Origin of the sequence: Micromonospora sp. MH99, from assembly GCF_021442385.1 — a bacterium.
GTDB lineage: Bacteria > Actinomycetota > Actinomycetes > Mycobacteriales > Micromonosporaceae > Micromonospora.
This window is the reverse complement of record NZ_MUZA01000004.1, coordinates 92,924-110,646: the sequence shown is the minus strand read 5'-3', so window position 1 is coordinate 110,646 and position 17,723 is coordinate 92,924. Positions and strand designations below refer to the sequence as shown.

Annotated in this window: 16 protein-coding genes; 9 read left to right on the top strand and 7 right to left on the bottom strand. The window is 70.6% G+C overall.

Annotated elements, in window-relative coordinates:
* Positions 1-189 precede the first annotated feature (189 nt).
* Positions 190-1,017: an ABC transporter ATP-binding protein gene (locus tag B0E54_RS03655; RefSeq protein ID WP_234581816.1), complete on the top strand. Its 828-nt coding sequence runs from the start codon at positions 190-192 to the stop codon at positions 1,015-1,017.
* A complete protein-coding gene (locus B0E54_RS03650) occupies positions 1,017-3,620 on the top strand; it encodes an FtsX-like permease family protein (RefSeq protein WP_234581815.1) in 2,604 nt (867 codons plus the stop codon). Before B0E54_RS03655 ends, B0E54_RS03650 begins: the two co-directional genes overlap by 1 nt.
* Before the next feature lie 22 nt (positions 3,621-3,642).
* Here B0E54_RS03650 and B0E54_RS03645 read toward each other — a convergent pair whose 3' ends face one another.
* Together B0E54_RS03645 and B0E54_RS03640 are read right to left on the bottom strand one after the other, a co-directional pair.
* Positions 3,643-4,302, bottom strand: coding sequence for a response regulator transcription factor (locus B0E54_RS03645; protein WP_234581814.1), 660 nt, complete (start codon positions 4,300-4,302; stop codon positions 3,643-3,645).
* A complete protein-coding gene (locus B0E54_RS03640) occupies positions 4,290-5,471 on the bottom strand; it encodes a histidine kinase (protein ID WP_234581813.1) in 1,182 nt (393 codons plus the stop codon). Before B0E54_RS03640 ends, B0E54_RS03645 begins: the two co-directional genes overlap by 13 nt.
* Before the next feature lie 338 nt (positions 5,472-5,809).
* On the opposite strand from B0E54_RS03640, the gene B0E54_RS03635 reads away from it, so the two are divergent.
* On the top strand, positions 5,810-7,765 hold the full coding sequence (locus B0E54_RS03635) for a translation factor GTPase family protein (RefSeq protein WP_234581812.1): 1,956 nt from the start codon (positions 5,810-5,812) through the stop codon (positions 7,763-7,765).
* A 52-nt stretch (positions 7,766-7,817) separates the two neighbouring features.
* Here the strand turns inward: B0E54_RS03635 and B0E54_RS03630 are convergent, their stop codons facing one another.
* From B0E54_RS03630 to B0E54_RS03620, 3 genes are read right to left on the bottom strand one after another with little or no spacing between them, the layout of a single operon-like run.
* Positions 7,818-8,381, bottom strand: a complete 564-nt coding sequence (locus tag B0E54_RS03630) for a dihydrofolate reductase family protein (RefSeq protein WP_234581811.1) — start codon at positions 8,379-8,381, stop codon at positions 7,818-7,820.
* Positions 8,369-8,875 carry an SRPBCC domain-containing protein gene (locus B0E54_RS03625; RefSeq protein WP_234581810.1) on the bottom strand — a complete coding sequence of 169 codons (507 nt, stop codon included), beginning with the start codon at positions 8,873-8,875 and terminating at the stop codon, positions 8,369-8,371. Before B0E54_RS03625 ends, B0E54_RS03630 begins: the two co-directional genes overlap by 13 nt.
* Positions 8,872-9,246, bottom strand: coding sequence for a helix-turn-helix transcriptional regulator (locus B0E54_RS03620; protein WP_234581809.1), 375 nt, complete (start codon positions 9,244-9,246; stop codon positions 8,872-8,874). Before B0E54_RS03620 ends, B0E54_RS03625 begins: the two co-directional genes overlap by 4 nt.
* Before the next feature lie 180 nt (positions 9,247-9,426).
* Between B0E54_RS03620 and B0E54_RS03615 the strand changes: the two genes are divergently transcribed.
* Positions 9,427-9,612, top strand: a complete 186-nt coding sequence (locus tag B0E54_RS03615; protein WP_255786428.1) for a hypothetical protein — start codon at positions 9,427-9,429, stop codon at positions 9,610-9,612.
* Positions 9,613-9,664: 52 nt separating this feature from the next.
* Here the strand turns inward: B0E54_RS03615 and B0E54_RS03610 are convergent, their stop codons facing one another.
* The gene (locus tag B0E54_RS03610) at positions 9,665-11,836 is read right to left on the bottom strand and encodes a UvrD-helicase domain-containing protein (protein ID WP_234581807.1); all 2,172 of its coding nucleotides are present in this window, start codon (positions 11,834-11,836) and stop codon (positions 9,665-9,667) included.
* A gap of 229 nt (positions 11,837-12,065) precedes the next feature.
* Here B0E54_RS03610 and B0E54_RS03605 point away from each other — a divergent pair, with 229 nt between their 5' ends.
* The 4 genes from B0E54_RS03605 to B0E54_RS03590 all read left to right on the top strand — a co-directional run bounded on the left by B0E54_RS03605 (position 12,066) and on the right by B0E54_RS03590 (position 15,923).
* On the top strand, positions 12,066-13,301 hold the full coding sequence (locus tag B0E54_RS03605) for a low temperature requirement protein A (protein WP_234581806.1): 1,236 nt from the start codon (positions 12,066-12,068) through the stop codon (positions 13,299-13,301).
* A gap of 248 nt (positions 13,302-13,549) precedes the next feature.
* Complete coding sequence (locus B0E54_RS03600) at positions 13,550-13,849, top strand: hypothetical protein (RefSeq protein WP_234581805.1); 300 nt, start codon at positions 13,550-13,552, stop codon at positions 13,847-13,849.
* 75 nt (positions 13,850-13,924) lie between these two features.
* Positions 13,925-14,482: a hypothetical protein gene (locus B0E54_RS03595; protein ID WP_234581804.1), complete on the top strand. Its 558-nt coding sequence runs from the start codon at positions 13,925-13,927 to the stop codon at positions 14,480-14,482.
* A gap of 1 nt (position 14,483) precedes the next feature.
* The gene (locus tag B0E54_RS03590; RefSeq protein WP_234581803.1) at positions 14,484-15,923 is read left to right on the top strand and encodes an NAD(P)/FAD-dependent oxidoreductase; all 1,440 of its coding nucleotides are present in this window, start codon (positions 14,484-14,486) and stop codon (positions 15,921-15,923) included.
* 134 nt (positions 15,924-16,057) lie between these two features.
* Here B0E54_RS03590 and B0E54_RS03585 read toward each other — a convergent pair whose 3' ends face one another.
* Complete coding sequence (locus tag B0E54_RS03585; RefSeq protein ID WP_234581802.1) at positions 16,058-16,666, bottom strand: TetR/AcrR family transcriptional regulator; 609 nt, start codon at positions 16,664-16,666, stop codon at positions 16,058-16,060.
* Positions 16,667-16,936: 270 nt separating this feature from the next.
* On the opposite strand from B0E54_RS03585, the gene B0E54_RS03580 reads away from it, so the two are divergent.
* On the top strand, positions 16,937-17,716 hold the full coding sequence (locus B0E54_RS03580) for an alpha/beta hydrolase (protein ID WP_234581801.1): 780 nt from the start codon (positions 16,937-16,939) through the stop codon (positions 17,714-17,716).
* Positions 17,717-17,723: the final 7 nt, after the last annotated feature.

Genomic DNA, 17,723 nt, shown 5'->3' with positions numbered 1-17,723 from the left:
CAGTCGTCTGCCCCTGCTCACCTCCACCGCGGCCCCTGGACGCCGGGGCGCAGCGGTGACATCGTGCAGATGCGAACGTGTCGGGTGGTTCGGAGCCTTACCGCTGCACGGCACTACAGCCAGCTGTACTCGACGTCCGGGAGTACGGGGTATCGATCCAGGCCGCCGGGAAACCTAACGTCGGACGGCATGAGATCAACGAGGGGCCTGTCGAGACGGCACGTCGCGCCGGCCGAGACCGGTGGGAGCGGCTCGCCGGCCACTGCGGCGACACCGACCTCCAGGACATCGCCGTACGCGGTGCGCCTGGATGCGGTGACGAAGGAGTACGGGTCGGGAAAGACCGCGGTACGCGCACTCGACGCGGTGACCGCCGCCTTCGCGCGCGGCACGTTCACCGCGGTCATGGGCCCCTCCGGGTCCGGCAAGAGCACGTTTCTGAACTGTGCGGCCGGTCTGGACCGGCCGACGTCGGGCCGGGTCCTGCTGGGTGACACGGACGTGTCCCGGCAGTCGGAGACCGAGCTGACCGAGCTGCGGCGCGATCGGATCGGCTTCGTGTTCCAGGCGTACAACCTGCTGGGCGCGCTGACCGTGGAGGAGAACGTCACGCTGCCGTTGCGGCTGGCGGACCGGAAGACCGACAAGACGTGGCTGGGCCAGGTGCTGGCCGCGGTGGGCCTCAGCGGGTACGACAGGCGGCGCCCCAGCGAACTGTCCGGCGGTCAGCAGCAGCGGGTCGCTGTCGCCCGCGCGCTGGTCACCCGTCCGGACGTGGTGGTCGCGGACGAGCCGACCGGCGCGCTGGACACCCGTTCCAGCAAACGGGTTCTGGAGTTGCTGCGGGACGTCGTGGACGCGATGGGGCAGACGGTGCTGATGGTCACCCATGACCCGGTCGCCGCCTCCTACGCCGACTCGGTGCTGTTTCTGGCCGACGGCAGGCTCGCGGGCGAGCTGAACCGACCGACTCCGGAGCAGATCGCCTCGCGCATGACGCACCTGGGCGAGTGGTGATGCGCCGCTTGCGGCGGCTGGTCCGTGCCGTGGTGCCGTTTCCCAGGGACCTGTCGCTGGCGTGGAGCACGATCAAGGGGCGCAGGGGCGGTTTCGTCGGCTCCTTCATCGCGATCGTCGCGGGCTCGGCGGTGATCACCGCCTGCGGGATACTGCTGGTGTCCGGGCTCGGCACCGGCGTGACCCCCGAGCGGTACGGGGGCGCGGCGGTGCTCCTCGGCGGTGCGCAGTCGTTCTGGCTGGACGAGTCCGCCGAGGTCCGCTACAGCGAGCGGGTCACGCTGCCCGCCGACAAGGTGGCCGCCGTCGCCGCGGTGCCCGGTGTGCGGGCGGCCATCGGCGACGTCAACGTCGAGGTGAGTCTGCTGGCCCCGGACGGCCACACGGTGGCCGGCCCGAACGGTTTCCCGGTGCTCGGGCACGGCTGGTCCGCTGCGGCGCTGGGGCCGTTCCGGCTGCGCGACGGCCACGCGCCCTCCGCGCCCGACGAGGTGGTGCTCGACGTCGACCTCGCCGCGCGCGGCGACGTGTCGCTCGGCGCGACGGTGCAGCTCGTGGTCGGCTCGCTCCCGTCCTCGTACCGGGTGGTGGGCCTCGCCGTCGCACCGGGGGACGGGTTGGACCGGCAGTCCGCCGTGTTCGTCACCGACGACGAGGCGACCACGCTGTCCGGGCGTCCGGACCGGGTGGACGCCATCGGCGTGCTCGCCGCGCCCGGCGTCGTCCCGGAGCAGTTGGCCGAGCGCATCACGGCGGCCGTGCCGGGCGTGGTGGCGCACACCGGCGCGGGACGCGGCGATGTGGAGTTCCTGGACGTCGGTGACGCCCGCAGCCTGGTGGTCGAGACGGCGGCGTCGTTCGGCGGCACCATGGTCCTGATCGTGGTGTTCGTGGTGGCGAGCACCCTCGCGCTGTCGGTGCGGCAGCGCAGGCGGGAACTGGCTCTGCTGCGGGCCATCGGCGCGACGCCGCAGCAGATCCACCGGATGATCGGCGCCGAGATGACAGTGGTGTCGTCGGTGGGCGCCGTGGTCGGCGCGATTCCCGGCGTGCTGCTCGCGTTCGTGATGCGCGGTGTGTTCGTCCTCGCGGGAGTGATGCCCCCGGACTTCCAGATGCGGGTGGGGTTGTTGCCCGTCCTGGCGTCGCTGGTCCTCTGCGTGCTCAGTGCCCGGCTCGCTGGCTGGCTGGTGGCCCGCCGGTTGGCCAGGGTCAGCCCTGTCGAGGCGCTCGGGGACGCCGCGATCGAGCCGAAGAAGTTCGGCCGGGTGCGGGTGGCCGTCGGCGTCCTGCTCATCCCGCTCGGGCTGCTGCTGACCTGGGGCAATGTCGCGGCGCCGGGCGACTCGGCCGCCGACACCGCCGGGAGCGCGGTCCTGTTGTTCGTCGTGGCGCTCGGCTGTCTGGGACCCCTGCTGCTCCGGGGCGCCCTCGCGTTGTTCGGCTCGGGCCTGAACCGGCAGTCCACGGCCAGCGGCTTCCTCGCGCAGACGAACGCGCGGGCCAACTGGCGGCGGCTCAGTACGGCCACCACACCGCTGGCCATGGGCGTGACCCTGGCGGCCGTGCAGGTGTTCGGCGCCTCCACGACGATGGCGGGGGCGCAGCACCAGATCGAGGAGGGCCTGCGGGCCGACCACGTGGTGACCGCGTCGTCCGGTGCCGGGGTGTCCCCGGAGGTCGTGGACGCGGTGCGGGGCGTGGCCGGTGTCGCCGTGGCCACGCCGGTGGCCCGGATGCGGGTGCTGTTGACCTTCCCATCCGAGGACAGCACCTCGACCAAGGTCTTCGCCGCCCAGGGTGTGACGCCCGAACGGCTTCCCGAAACCATGGATCTCGGGGTGAACGAGGGGGACATCGCGGAACTGCGGGGCGATGCGGTGGCGCTGAGCCGAATCGTCGCGGAGACCGTCCGGGCGAAGGTCGGCGAAACGGTCGAGCTGCGGCTCGGCGACGGCACGGTGGTCACGCCGCGGGTGGTCGCGATCTACGAGAACGGCCTGGGCTTCGGGGACGTCACCCTGCCCCACGACCTGGTCGTCGCCCACACCACCGCGCGGGTGTCCTCGGCCGTGCTGATCAGGTCGGTGGACGGGACCGACCCGACAGCGCTCACCGGTGCGCTGCGGGGCGCCGTCGAGCGCTACCCGACGGTCCAGGTCGGCGACCGAGAGGCGTTCCTGACCACGTCGGGGTCCGGTGGCTCCGGTGACTGGGCGCTGAACCTGCTGTTCCAGACGGTGCTGCTGGGCTACATCGCGATCGCCGTGGTGAACACCCTGGTGATGGCGACAGCGGCGCGGGTTCGCGAGTTCGCGAGCCTGCGACTCATCGGCGCCAGCCGGGACCAGCTCCGCGCGATGATGAACGGCGAGGCCAGGATCGTGATTTTCTCGACGCTGCTGTTCGGTCTGCTGGCGACGGTCCCACCGCTGATCGGCATCAGCCTGGGCCTGACGAGGTCGCCCGTTCCCCGCATCTCGCTCACCGGGCTCATCGCGATCGTGGCGCTCACCATCGCGCTCTCCTGGGGAGCGATCAGGATGGCCACCCGGTACGCGATGCGACAGGCGTTGATCGACGCGATCGGCGGGCGGGAGTGACGAGGGGTTCAGCCGGGCCGGATCAGCGATCGCCCACCTGGCCCCCGGCGTTGAGGTAGGCGAGAACGGCGAGGACGCGGCGGTGCCCGCTGTCGGCCACGGCGAGACCGAGCTTGGCGAAGATGTTGCCGATGTGCTTGTGCACGGCGTTGTCGGTGACGACGAGCCGCTCAGCGATGGCGTTGTTGTCGTGCCCCTGCGCCATCAACGCGAGTACCTCGCGCTCGCGGGGGGTGAGGGCGGCGACCGGGTCACCGGCGCGTTGGACGAGTTGCGCGATCACCTCGGGGTCCATTGCCGTGCCACCGGCGGCGACGCGGCGCAGCGCGTCGACGAACTCGTCGACGCGACTGACGCGGTCCTTGAGAAGGTAGCCGACGCCGCCGCCGGCGGTGGCCAGCAGTTCGGCGGCGTACTGCTGCTCGACGTACTGCGACAGCACCAGGACCGGAAGGCCGGGATACTCCCGCCGGGCCTGCAGGGCGGCACGGATTCCCTCGTCGCGGAAGGACGGCGGCAGCCGGACGTCGACGACCGTGACGTCGGGCCGGTGCTCCCGCACGGCCGTCAGGAAGCCCGCCGCATCCTCGGCGACGGCGGCGATCTGGAAGCCCGCGCGACCCAGCAGCAGCTCCAGTCCGGTGGACAGCAGCACGTTGTCTTCGGCGATCACCACCCGCACGGCAGCTCCACGGTCATGGTCGTCGGCCCGCCGGCCGGGCTGTCGATGTCGACAGTGCCGTCGAGCGCGAGCACCCGGCGCCGGATCCCGGCAATGCCGGTGCCCCGCCGATCGTCGGCGCCGCCGGTGCCGTTGTCGGTGATCACCACCGACAGATTGTCCGCCGCGCGGCTGACCCGTACGCCGGCCGTGGTCGCGTGGCTGTGTCTGGTGACGTTGGTCAGCGCCTCGGCGACGGCGAAGTAGACGACGGCCTCCACCGCTGGCGGCACCCGTTCGAGGTCGCCGATGTCCAGCCGGGTCGGCACGGCGCAGCGGGTGGTCAGGGCCGTCAGGGCACCGTCGAGCCCGCGGTCCGCGAGGATCGGCGGATAGACGCTTCGGATCACGTCGCGCAGTTCGGTCATCGCCTCCTCGGTTCCTTCGTGTGCTTCCCGAAGAAGGTCCTCCAGGAACCGCTCGTCGCGCGGATTGTCGGAGAGAGCCTGTCGGGCCACGGCCAGCCGCATCGCGATGGCCACCAGCCGGGCCTGGGTGCCGTCGTGCAGGTCGCGTTCGATGCGGCGCAGCTCCGCGCCGTGTGCGTCGAGCACGTCCGCGCGGGTGCGGGTCAACACGGCAACCCGCTCGGCGAGCTGTTCGTTCGTCGAGTGCGACAGCACCGCCAGGCAGATCCGGGCGTGCGCGCGCGCGAACGGCGGGAAGCCCAGGTAGGCCAGCGCGGTGAGCAGGAGGATCTGGAGTGGGCCAAGCGTGAGGGCGGTGGTCCAGCCGGTCACCGGGACGTCGACGAACAACCGTGGCCTGGCCTCCGGCGCGAACGCCCACCACAGGGGTGTGGCGATGGCGGCGACCACGATGTTGCCCACGCACAGCAGGGCGGGCAGCCCGAGAGCCCCTCCGGTGACGGCGTTCACCGGCAGCCAGAGCAGGGCGTGGGAGGTGCCGCTCGTGGCCGCGCGGCGTCTCGACGCGCCCTGGGCCGGACGCGATGCCAACGGCCTACCGAGCAGCCGGGCGGCGCGGTCACGGTGCCAGTCCGCCCAGAGCCGCGCGAGCCGTGGAACGCACAGCAGTGGCAGTGCGAGCACTGTGGCGACCCCCAGCAGCAACGAACCGAGGAGGTAGACACCGCCCCGCCGCACCTGCACCCACCGTTCCCCCGGCATGACACGACGTCCTTCCTCGGTGCCCCGGGAAGCTCGCACCGCCGGCACGGCGTCGTACCCTGCCCTGATTGTCGCCGCCCGCGTCATTCCTGACAGCCGATGGTACGGGGTGGCCGTCCACCCGAGTGCCGGACGCGCAGGCCGCAGCACGGCGCCGCGAGGCCGTGCCCCTCTGCGAGCGAATTCGGTGGCGGCGGTCGCAGCGGGCGTGCGAACCTCAGGACGCCCCACCGCCGCACCTGGTGGAGGGCATCGCCCACAGCGACCACGACCAGGAGTGACAATGCGAGCAGCTTCCACGCTCCGGACCCTTGACCGTCCTACCGTGGAGTTCTGCTGTGGCCTTGTTGAACCTTGGAATCGTCGCCCATGTTGACGCCGGGAAGACCAGCCTGACCGAGCGCCTGCTCTACGAGGCAGGCGCCGTGTCCCAGTTGGGCAGCGTCGACGCCGGCACGACACGGACCGACTCGATGGAGCTGGAGCGCCGGCGCGGCATCACCATCCGAGCGGCCGTCACGTCGATCGCCATCGGTGATCTGACCATCAACCTGCTGGACACCCCCGGCCATCCGGATTTCATCGCTGAGGTCGAGCGGTCGCTGGCCGTGCTCGACGCCGCCGTACTCGTGGTGTCGAGCGTCGAGGGGGTCCAGCCGCAGACCGTCGCCATCTGGCGGGCGCTGCGGCGCATCGGCGTACCGACGGTCTTCTTCCTGAACAAGGTGGACCGCCGCGGCGCCGACGTCGACCGGGTGCTGACCCAGGTACGCCAGCGGCTCGGGGCGCGTCCGGTCCCGCTCACCACGGTCACCGGCCAGGGCGGGCGCGACGTCCGGGTGCGGGCCGTCGGCCTCGACGCCGAACCGGTGCTGGAGTCGGTCGCGGAGGTCGACGACGCGGTGGCGGCGCGGTGGCTGACAGACGAGCCGGTACGCGTCCGCGACGTCCGGCGTGCGATCCGGAACGCGGTGCGCCGCGCCGAGCTCACCCCGGTGGCGTGCGGCTCGGCGATCACCGGAGCAGGCGTACGGCAGCTCTGCCACCTCCTCGCCGACCTGCTGCCGCGTGGCGAGCAGCGGGAAGGTCCGCTGGCGGGCACGGTGTTCGCCGTCGATCGGGACGGCCACGGCCGGCGGGCCTGGGTGCGATTGTGGTCCGGGCGTCTGCGGGTGCGCGATCGCGTGCAGTTGGCCGGAACCCGCCCGCAGACGGTGACCCAGATCGCCGTCATCGAGCCCGACGGCGTGCTGGTGCGCCAGTCGGTGTCCGCCGGTCAGATCGCCGCGGTGCGTGGCGTCTCGGCCCGGATCGGCCAGCACATCGGGGACCCGCCGCGGCGGCACGGCTACCGCTTTCCGCCGCCCACCCGGCAGGCGGTCGTCGAACCGGTGCAGCCGGAGCAGCGGCTGGCGATGTTCGCCGGTCTGGCCGAGCTGGCCGACGAGGACCCGCTGGTGGACCTGCGGCTCGACGAGCAGCAGGCGGAGGCGGTGATCCGTCTGCACGGGGAGGTCCAGAAGGAGGTGCTCGCCGCTCTCCTCGAGGACCGGTACGGCGTCCGGGTGCGCTTCTCCGGCACGCTGACGGCCTGCATCGAGCGGGTCGTCGGCACCGGAGCCGCCGAGGAGCGGGTGAACGAGCGCGGCAACCCGTACCTGGCCGGGCTCGGGTTACGGATCGAGGCCGCCCCGGTCGGGCACGGCATCGAGTTCCGTCCCGGCGTCGAACCCGGCCGGCTGCCACCGGCATTCGTCGCCGCCACCGAGGAGGGCGTACGGGTCGCGCTGCGGCATGGCCGGCACGGTTGGCCGGTCACCGACTGTGTGGTGACCATGACGGCTTCCCGGTACCTCCCGCGACAGAGCAGGCCGCATCAGAAGTTCGACAAGTCCATCTCGACAGTGGCGGCGGACTTCCGCCACCTCGCCCCGGTCGTGGTCGCCGCGGCGCTGCGTCGAGCCGGCACCCGGGTGTGCCAGCCGATCGAACGGTTCGACGTCAACCTTCCCCAGCGCACGGTGGAGACGGTGCTGGCGCTGCTCGGTAGGCGTGCAGGGGTGGTCCACGAGACCGCCGTCGCCGGCGGTTACCTCGAGGTGAGCGGCACCCTGCCGTCCTCCCGGGTGCCGCAGGTCGTCGCCGCCCTTCCCGACCTGACCGGCGGGGAGGCTGTCCTGACCACCACCTTCGACCACTACGCGCCGGTCACCGGGGAGGACCCGCCGACCCTGCCCCGGCGCGGACCGGACCCGGGCGACCGGGAGGCGTGGTTCCGGGCCGTGCCGCGCTAGTCCGCCGGCCCGATTCGGCGGTTGACCCCGCCCGCGCACACCGGGTCGTCGCTCACTGCCCGAGAGAGCGGTAGTGGAGGTGCAGGACGCCGTTTCGGAATCGGCGCTCGTCGAGGAGTTCGAGGTCGGTGCGCGTACCGGTCGGCATCCCGGGTTTGCCCCCGCCGACGACAACGGGCCAGATGAACAGATGGCATTCGTCGACCAGTCCGGCCTCGAAGGCCTGTGCCGCGAGGTTGGCACCTCCCACGGTGATATCGCTGCTGGCCGTGGCCTTCAGTTCGCGTACCGCGGCGGGGTCGAAACGGCGTTCGAGCCGGGTGTCGGCGGTTGACACCGAGGTGAGGGTCGTGGAGTAGACGACCTTTTTCGCCGCCTTCCAGGTGCGCGCGAATTCGGCCGTGAGGTCAGACTGCGCGGCCAGAGCCGGATTGGTCTCCCACTGGGCCATCGATTCGTACAGGCGCCGGCCGTAGAGGAACGTGCCCGCGGACCGGAGGAGGTCGGTGCAGAGCACGAACACCTCATCGTCCATCGGCAACCAGGCGAAGACGCCGCGGTCGTCCTCGATGTATCCGTCGAGCGACATGTTGGTCACGTAGATCAGCTTTGCCATGCGTCTGCCTTTCGGTGATCAGCTGCGAGGATCCGGGGGTTCGCCAACGCGGCGTCCAGCTTGGTGAACGCCTGGCGCCAACCCTCGTTGCTGGGATGTGTGAGGTGCTCCGGCAGCCACTGGCGGATCTCCAGGCGCGTCCGCCCCTCGGACGCGTCGTGGAACTCGACCCGCAACCTCGTCCGGAACGGCTCGATGCCCTCCTGCAGCCGGCCGCCGACGTGCATGAGGCCTTCGAGCAGTTCGCCGTCGGTGACGTCGGTGAGGGCGACGTGGACGTGCACGCGAAGGTCGGGGCTGGCTTCGTTGACCTCCGTCCACCGCTGGAAGCCGCCGGGGCGTACGTCGAACTCGATCTCGTCGCGCGGCAGTGAGTTGCCGGTCGGGCCCCACCACGCCGCCAGGTGGTCGGGGTCGGTGAAGGCTCGGTAGACGAGCTCCCGTGGCGCGTCGAACAGCCGGGAGATGACGAGCTGCGGAGTGTCGGCGTTCATTCGGGCTCCCGGGTGTCGTCGGCCATCTGATCGGTTGCCTGTCCGGCGGCCTGCACCGCGGCAAGGTGGGCGTCGAGGCGAGTGAGGGACGAGTCCCAGAACCGCCGGTAGTGCTCGATCCAGTCGGCTGCTTCGCGGAGCGGGGCGGCCTCGAGGCGGCTCTCGCGCCACTTGCCCGACCGCGACCGCGAGATGAGCGCGGCGCGTTCGAGCACCTTCAGGTGCCGGGACACCGCTGGCATCGAGATGGAGAAGGAAGCGGTGAGGTCGGTGACCGTGGCGTCGCGTTCGGCCAGCTCGGCGAGGATCGCCCGTCGAGTCGGGTCGGCGAGCGCCGAGAACACCGCGCTGAGCTGATCGGTGCCAGCCATCCGAACCCCTCCCTTCACTTAACGAACATGTTAAGCGTATTGAGACGTCGGTGATGGTGTCAACGGGATTCGTTCGCTGACACGGGCGGCGACTGCGGATCGGCGCCCTCGGGCGGGACGCGAGGCACCGGCACGGCTGGTTAGTCTGGGGACGCCCGGCCGGCCAAGCCGACCGGAGCACTGGTGCGGACCCGTTCAGATCACCGCATCGCGATGAGCATGAGCGTGACCGGCCTGCGTACGCCGGGGATCGAGTTCGACGAACCGTCCTGCGTCGACAAGACCTTCCCGCAGTTCCACGAGGAGTTCGCAGCCCTGGCACGTGGCTGGGGCCTGTCACTGGACGAACGGGAAAGCAACGTCTGAGTCCGAAGCGGCAACCCCGACCGCGCCCTGGCCGGATGTCCGGGTACCTGTGTCACGGGTGCGGCGACTGCTGCGTGAGGATCAGTTGTCCGAGTTCCTGGGTGCATCGGGTGAGCGCGACGTAGAGGCCGTTCCAGCCGCGCGGCTCGGCGGCGACGCCCTGGGGGTCAATGAGGAGCGTCGCGTCCCATTCCAGCCCCTTGGACTGGGTGGCGGTGAGCACCGGCACATCACTCAGCACGGCCACGAGTTCGGCGACGCGGTCGGCGGGGGCGATGACGCCGACCGTGCCCCCGTGCCACCGGTGCCGCAGCTCCCGCACCGCTTCGGCGGCAGCACCAGCAAGCTCGGTGGGTGCGACAGTGCGCTGCCAGGGGGCGATGCCGGAGGAGCGCACCGCCCGGGGTGGCACGTTGTGGCTGCCCGCCTTCTTCAAGACCGGTTCGGTGAGGTCCATGACCTCGCGCGGGGTCCGGTAGCAGATGGTGAGTTCCGCAGCGGTCCACCGGTCTCCGAAAGCGGCCCGCACCGCTTGCGCCCAACTGGTGTGCCGGTGGGCCGCCTCGGCCTGGTCGATGTCGCCGACGGCGGTGATGGAGCGACTGGGGCAGCGGCGGAGAACCATCTGCCACTGCATCTCGGACAGCTCCTGCGCCTCGTCGATGACGACGTGGCCGTACACCCAGCCGCGCTGCCGGCGAGCGCGGTCGGCGACGAACTCGCCAGGTGGTTGCGGGGCGTCGACCTCGCCGAGCAGGTCGGCAAGGGCGTCGAGGAGGGGAATGTCGCTTGGTGCCCACCCGGCGGGCTCGGCCGCGACGGCGGTGATCTCCTCGGGGGACAGCTGCGGGGCGAACCGGGCCAGCAGGGCGCGGTCGGTCAGGAGAGCACGCAGCAGGGTTTCGGGGTCGAGGGTGGGCCACCACGCCTCGACGAACCGGGCGATGGTGGCGTTCTCGGCGATACGGCACCGCAACTGTTCGATCTCCTCCTCGGAGAGCAACCCGTCGATGTCGCTGCCGGTGGGCGTCCGGGGGGAGCGGGGGTCGTGGCCCATGCCCTTGTCGACGCGGGCGAGGATGTCCTCGAAGCCCTCCTCCATCTCGTCCATCAGCGCCTCGCGTTGCTCGGCGACGACATCGGCGAGAAGGTGGTGCAGCTGCTCGGCGAACGCCGCGCGGGCGCGATGGTAGGGGCGGCCCTGCACCGCCGAGGCGAGCGCGTGCGCCACCGTCGGGGCGGGGATGACGAAGAACTCGCCCTCCCAGCGCAGCTTCAGCTCACGGGGCCGGGGGAGCAGCGACGTGACGTGGTTTTCGAGCGCGGACTGCCAGAGGGCGCGGCCCTTGACCTCGGCGAGAAGCCGGCTCTCGTCGCGGCCCACCTGAACGTCGGCCAGCAGGGTGTCGCAGGTCGCCGAGACGACGGCGGTCTCACCGAGGGCGGGCAGCACCTGGGCGATGTACTGGAGGAACCGCGGCGAAGGGCCCAGAACCAGGACCGCCTGGTCGGCCATCTTCCGGTGGGTGAACAGCAGGTACGCGACGCGGTGCAGCGCAACAACCGTCTTGCCGGTGCCGGGACCGCCCTGAACGATCAGCGGGCCGGTCGCCTCCGCCCGGATGATGTCGTCCTGTTCGCGTTGCAGGGTGGCGATCGCCGTCGACATGCGACCGGTGCGCCGCTGGTCGAGGGCGGCCAGCAGCGCGCCTTCGCCGACGAGTTCGGCAGTCGCGGTGCCGTCCAGAGGCTCGTCGTCCACGCCGGCGACAGTCGACCCCGTGGTGCGTATGTGCCGGCGCCGCGCCTGACCCTGGGGGTCGACAGCCGTCGCGGTGTAGAACGGCCGGGCCGCGGGAGCGCGCCAGTCCACCAGCAGTGGCTCACTGTCCGCACCCTCGTCGCGCAGACCGACACGGCCGACGTGGCGAACGGTGCCATCGAGACCGTCGAGGCGGCCGAAGACCAGCCCTTCCCCTGCTCGTTGGAGCTCGTCGTACTGCTGGCGGAGCATGCGCTGGCGGGCCTGCGCCAACGCGTCGGCGGCCGCTGCCGACAGCTCGACCCGTAGCTGGTCGGCCAGCGTGTCGCGCCGGGCCGTGGCCACGTCGAGAAACGTCTGTTCCTCGGCGATCGCGGCTCGGCGCGCGAGGTCCTCTGCGGTAGTTGCCGGTGATTCCTCGAGACCAGCAGTGCCGTTGTTCAGAGCAGACTTCCGGCGCATTCGCAAGTCCTTGTCTGGGTATCCGTCGGCCCGGATGAGCCGCAGCGCGGTCGGCGGCAAGCATAGGGTTGCGTTTCCCTCGTCGCCCAGGAAGTTCGCCGGCAGAGATGGGACTCTCAATACCTTGCAGTTTCGGATAGCTTGTGGCCCCGCTCAATCTCCATTTCCATTACGCAACTCCTTCGGCGGCCGGCTCGTTGGTGACCAGGGCGGCGGACGGAGGCGGACGATGGCGACGGGCCGGGGTGCCGGACTGCTGCGCCCTCCACGGAGTTCGGGTCGAGCGACGTTCCTGGAGCTGTTCTTCGACCTGGCCTTCGTTGTGGCCCTCACCCGGGTCTCGCAACGATTCGCCGAGTTGCGCGACGACACGGGTTGGGCGCTCGGCACGGGGTTCGGGCGCACCCTGCTGCTCTTTCTGGCGCTCTGGTTGATCTGGTCGCACACCGTCTGGATCACCAGTCGGTACGAACCGGAGCGGTCGATCATTCAAGCCGTCGTCGTCGGCACCATGTTCGCCGGACTGGTCATGGCGGTGACGCTGCCCCGCGCCATGGAGGAGCGAGCGCTGCCGTTCACGGTCGCGTACCTGATGGTGATGGTGGTGCGACCGCTGGTGGTCGCCGTCGCGCTGCGTGGCCATCCGCGACGGCTGGTGCCGTTCCGGCTTGTCGTCTGGGCTCTGGTGAGCACGCCGTTGTGGTTGGCCGGCGCGTTGGGACCGGATCACCTCCGCCTGCCGCTGTGGGTTGCCGCCCTCGCTGTCGACTACCTTGCCTGGGCATTGGGCTGGCCGCTGCCGTGGCTCGGGGTTTCGAGAGTGGGCCGGTGGCAGATCGACGGGACCCATCTCGCGGACCGTTATCAGCAGATGGTGCTCATCGCTCTCGGTGAGTCGATTCTGGTTGTCGGCACGGTCTTCGGCGGCGCGGACTATTCCGCCGAACGGGCAGCCGCTTTCTCGATAGCGTTCGTCACCAGCGCGCTGCTCTGGCGGATCTACTTCTATCGCGCCGGTCTGCTGTTGACGGAGACGTTCGGCCGGGCGGGTATGCCGGGTCAGCTGGGCGCGGTGTCGGGATGGACGCACCTGGTGATCGTGCTCAGCGTCCTCGTCACGGCTGTCGGCTACGAGTTGGTGATCGATCATCCGTACGGGCAGCCGCGGCCCGGTTGGCTGCTGTTCGTGGTGGGCGGTCCGACACTCTTCCTCGTTGCCCGGATGCGGCTGGAGTACGAGATTTTCGGCCAGGCCTCCCGACCCCAGATCATCGGCGTGGCCGCCCTGTTGCTGGTCACGCCGGTGCTGACCCGCTGGGCGCCGATGGCCGGTCTGAGCGTGGTGGCCGGCGTGCTGGCCCTGGTCGTGCTCCTCGGCGCGCTGCGAGGGCGGGGCCGGTCGCTGGAGGTCTCCGCCTCGCCGATCGGACGGGAGGCGTCCGGAGATCGCGACTCCGAGGCGTGACACGGCCGTCGTCGATCGTCGCAGTGACCCGTGTCGCCGCGTACGCGCCCGGCGCCTCCCGCGTCGCGCGTTGACGTCGCACCGGCACTGCCGTCGCAGCTGGTGACGAGCGACACCCGCACGACCAGGGCCAGATAGAACGATCGGTCTTGACGGCGGGGTCGATGGGCGGGTACGTTCCTCAAAGACAGAACGTTCGTTCTACCTGGTGTCCGCCGGGTGCGCGGCTGTCTCTGGAGGAGAGCGCCATGCCTACCAAGATCACCGTCATCATCGGCAATCCCGCCGACCCCGCCGAGTTCGAGAAGGTCTACGCCGACGTGCGCCGGGCCGCGGAGACGTTCCCCAAGCTCCAGCGGGTCGAGTCGGCCAAGGTGTGGCCGAAGGAAGACGGCACGCCCACTCCCGCCTACCGGACGCTCGACCTGTACTTCGCCAGCTACGAGGACGCCTCCGCGGCAGTCGCGACGCCCGCTGCCGGCGCCGTCTTCGGTGGGCTCCAGGGCGCTCAGGTGGAGATCACGGGGCTGTTCTCGGACATCGAGTAGCACCGCCGTCCCGTCCCGGCGGTGGCCGCACCCCGCCGGGCACCCCTTCGCTCCGGAACCACCGAGAGGATGACCATGACCACCCTTGCCGTTCCCGGCATCTCGACGACGGCCGCTGCCTTGCGGCGGCTCTACTTCGGTCGCTTCGCCTTCGCAATCGTCTGGGCCGCCGTGACGTTCCCACTCGCCAAGCACCTGAACCCCCTCACCGCCGCGCTGCTCGTGCTCTACCCGCTGTTCGACGTGGCCGCCGCCATCGTCGATGTCCGTGCGTCGCGGGCCACCGGATCGCCCACCCTGCTGTACGTGAACGTCGCGATCAGCCTGCTCGCCGCGGTGGGCCTGGGCATCGCCGGCGCGTCCGGCATCCCCGCGGTCCTGCGCGTCTGGGGCGCCTGGGCGGTCGTTGCCGGGCTGGTGCAGCTGATCGTGGGCGTCACCCGCCGCCGGATGGGCGGCCAGTGGCCGATGATCATCAGCGGTGGCATCTCCGTACTCGCCGGTGGATCGTTCATCGCGGCTGCCTCCGCGGACAACCCGGCGCTGACCAACGCGATCGGCTACGCCATCCCCGGCGCTATCTTCTTCCTCATCGCGGCCATCCGCCTCGGCCGCGCCGCGAAGGGGAACTGACGTGCAGAACGCCACGTACGACGTCGTAGTCATCGGAGCGGGGCCGGTGGGGGAGAACGTCGCCGACCGCGTCGTGCGGGGCGGCCTGACCGCCGCGATCGTCGAGCGGGAACTGGTTGGCGGTGAGTGCTCGTACTGGGCCTGCATGCCGACCAAGGCGTTGCTGCGCAGCCAGTCAGCGCTCCGGGCGGCTCGTCAACTGCCCGGAGCGCGCGAGGCGGTGACCGGCGAGTTGGACGCGGCGGCAGTGCTGCGCCGCCGGGACTCCTTCGTGTCGAACTGGACGGACGACGGGCAGGTGTCCTGGCTGAACTCGGCGGGGATCGCGCTGCATCGCGGCCAGGGGCGGATCAGCTCCGACCGCGTCGTCGAGGTGACCGGCGCGGACGGCACCACCACCTCGCTTACCGCCCGACACGCGGTCGTCATCGCGACCGGAAGCAGCGCACTGGTGCCGGACATCGCCGGTCTGCGCGAGGCGGCGCCGTGGACCAGCCGTGCGGCCGCCGCCGCGAGCGAGGTTCCCGGCCGGCTCGCCATCATCGGCGGTGGCGTGGTGGCCGCGGAGATGGCGACGGCGTACGCCGGTCTCGGATCATCGGTGACGGTGCTCGCTCGGGACGGGGTGCTCACGAAGGCGGAGCCGTTCGTCGGCGAGCGGGTCACGCAGTCCCTGCGGGACGCTGGCGTGTCCGTCCACCTCGGTGTCGAGGCCACGTCGGTGCGCCGCGACGGCGACGGCACGCTGCACATCACGCTCACCGACGGCGGACAGGTCGACGCCGACGAAATCCTCGTCGCGATCGGCCGTACGCCGAACACACAGGACGTCGGCCTCGACCGGGTCGGCCTGAAGCCCGGTGCCTGGCTCACTGTCGACGACACCCTGCGGGTGGTCGACGGCTCCGGCGCGTTGATCGGCGATGGATGGCTGTACGCGGCCGGGGACGTCAACCGGCGGGTGCTCCTGACCCACCAGGGCAAGTACCAGGCTCGCGCGGCGGGCGACGTGATCGCCGCACGGGCCAGGGGGGAAGCGGCAGACGACCGCCCATGGGGTCGGCACGTCGCCACCGCCGACGCGCACGCCGTGCCGCAGGTCGTCTTCACCGACCCGGAGGTCGCCTCGGTCGGGCTGACCGCAGCGGCCGCCGAGGGAGCCGGGCTGCGCATCCGGGTCGTCGACTACGACCTGGGGGCCGTCGCTGGGGCAGCGCTGCACGCCGACGGCTACCAGGGGCATGCCCGGATGGTCGTGGACGAGGACCGGCGGGTCATCGTCGGCTTCACCCTCGTCGGCCCGGACGTGGCGGAACTTCTCCAGGCCGCGACGATCGCCATCGTCGGCGAGGTCCCCCTGGAGCGGCTGTGGCACGCCGTGCCCGCATACCCGACCGTCAGCGAGGTCTGGCTGCGCCTGCTCGAGGCGTACGGCCGCTGACCTGAGCCGCTCGGCCGTGCGCGCTGTCGCCGCCGCGGCGCGGCCCGGCCGTAGTGGACACACGAAGGAGCTGGGTCATCCCCGCCTGGGGGTGGCCCAGCTCGAGGTCGTGCGGGCGGCGGTCGGGCGAGAAACTAGCGGGCCGACTCTGCCGACTGACGTTCCGAGTTGATCCGCAGGAGTCCTTCGACCCCGCGCAGGAAGGTCTCGGACACCAACGTGGGGTCGGTGAGACATCCGGCGGCCATGGCGCCGTCCCGGAGCATGACGAAGTGACGCGCGGCAGGATCGGCCGTTTCCTCGTGGACCTGTGCCATGAGCATGGTGATGGTGTCCAGGAACCACTGCCGGTGGGCCAGGAGTTCCTGGTGCACGGGATGGTTCGTGTCGGGGTATTCCGCTGCGGCGTTCAGGAACGCGCACCCGCGGAACCCGGGGGACTGGATGTTCTGGGCGATGGAACCGGCGATGGCCAGGAGTGGGTCGACCGGCGATCGGTTGGTGGCCAGAGCCTCGTCGACCATGCCGCGCTCCAGCTGATGCACCTCACGCAGGTAGGCCAGGATCAGGTCGTCCTTGCTGGGGAAGTGCCGGTAGAAGGTGGCCCTGGTCACCTTGGCCTCGGCGATGATCCGGTCGACGCCGACGGAGTGGATGCCCTCCGTGTAGAAGATCCTGGTCGCCGTGCGGAGAAGCCTGAGTCGTGCCTCGGAAGGCCGGGCGTCGGGTTCGTCGCGCGTCATCCTCCCATCCTAGCGACAGAACGTTCGGTCTGATCTGTTCCCACGGTATGGGGTGTGGCAGGTGCCGTACAAAATTTGATGATCCACTCAGATTTTTCCATCTGGCTGACGGTGGCCTCGAAAATGCTGAACTCTGGATGCTGCAACCCACCTGAGCCGGGGACAGCGGACCGATGCGTGCCGCTGGGAGAGATGTTCGGTGGGCCGTCCTCGTCGTCCGTTCTGCACACCGCGAGAAGTGGGCGGCGCGGCATCTCGAAAGGACTCCGAATGAGCGCTACTCCTGACATGTCGGGCCAGGAAGCAGGAATGCCGACAGTTGTACTGGTCCACGGGGCATTCGCCGGCTCGTCCAGTTGGAATGGTGTGATCGCCAACCTCAAGCGTCGGGGTTATCCGGTCATCGCTGTCGCCAACCCGCTGCGGGGTGTGCAGAAGGACGCCGCTTACGTTCGGGCTCTTCTGGACAGCTTGTCCGGACCTGTCGTGATGGCCGCCCACTCCTACGGCGGCCTGGTCATGACCGAGGCCGCAGCCGGCGCCTCCAACGTCAAGGCACTGGTGTACGTCGCCAGCGTGAGCCCGGACGTGGGCGAGAGCGTGATCGGTCTGCTCGGCATGTACCCCGGAAGTCAGCTCGCCACCAGCATCAACATGGTGCCGATCCCGTCCGACGACGGCGGCATGGCCATGGATCAGTACATCCTGCAGGACAAGTATCCCGAGGTGTTCTGCGCCGACGTCGCCCCCGGCACCGCCGAGATCATGGCGGCGACGCAGCGGCCCGCTTCGGCGAGCGCCCAGGAGGAGGGCGTGACCAAGGCCGCCTGGAAGACGATCCCCTCCTGGACCCTGATCACCACTCAGGACCAGGGCATCCCGCCGGACCTGCAGCGCTTCCTGGCCGACAGGGCGGGGTCCACGGCAGTGGAGGTCGCCGCGTCCCACGCGGTGGCGGTTTCGCAGCCCGGCACCGTCGCAGACCTCATCGACACCGCCGCCCGCGCCACCGCGCGCTCGATGCAGATGTCCAAGAGTCGTCAGGGTTGACCAGGCT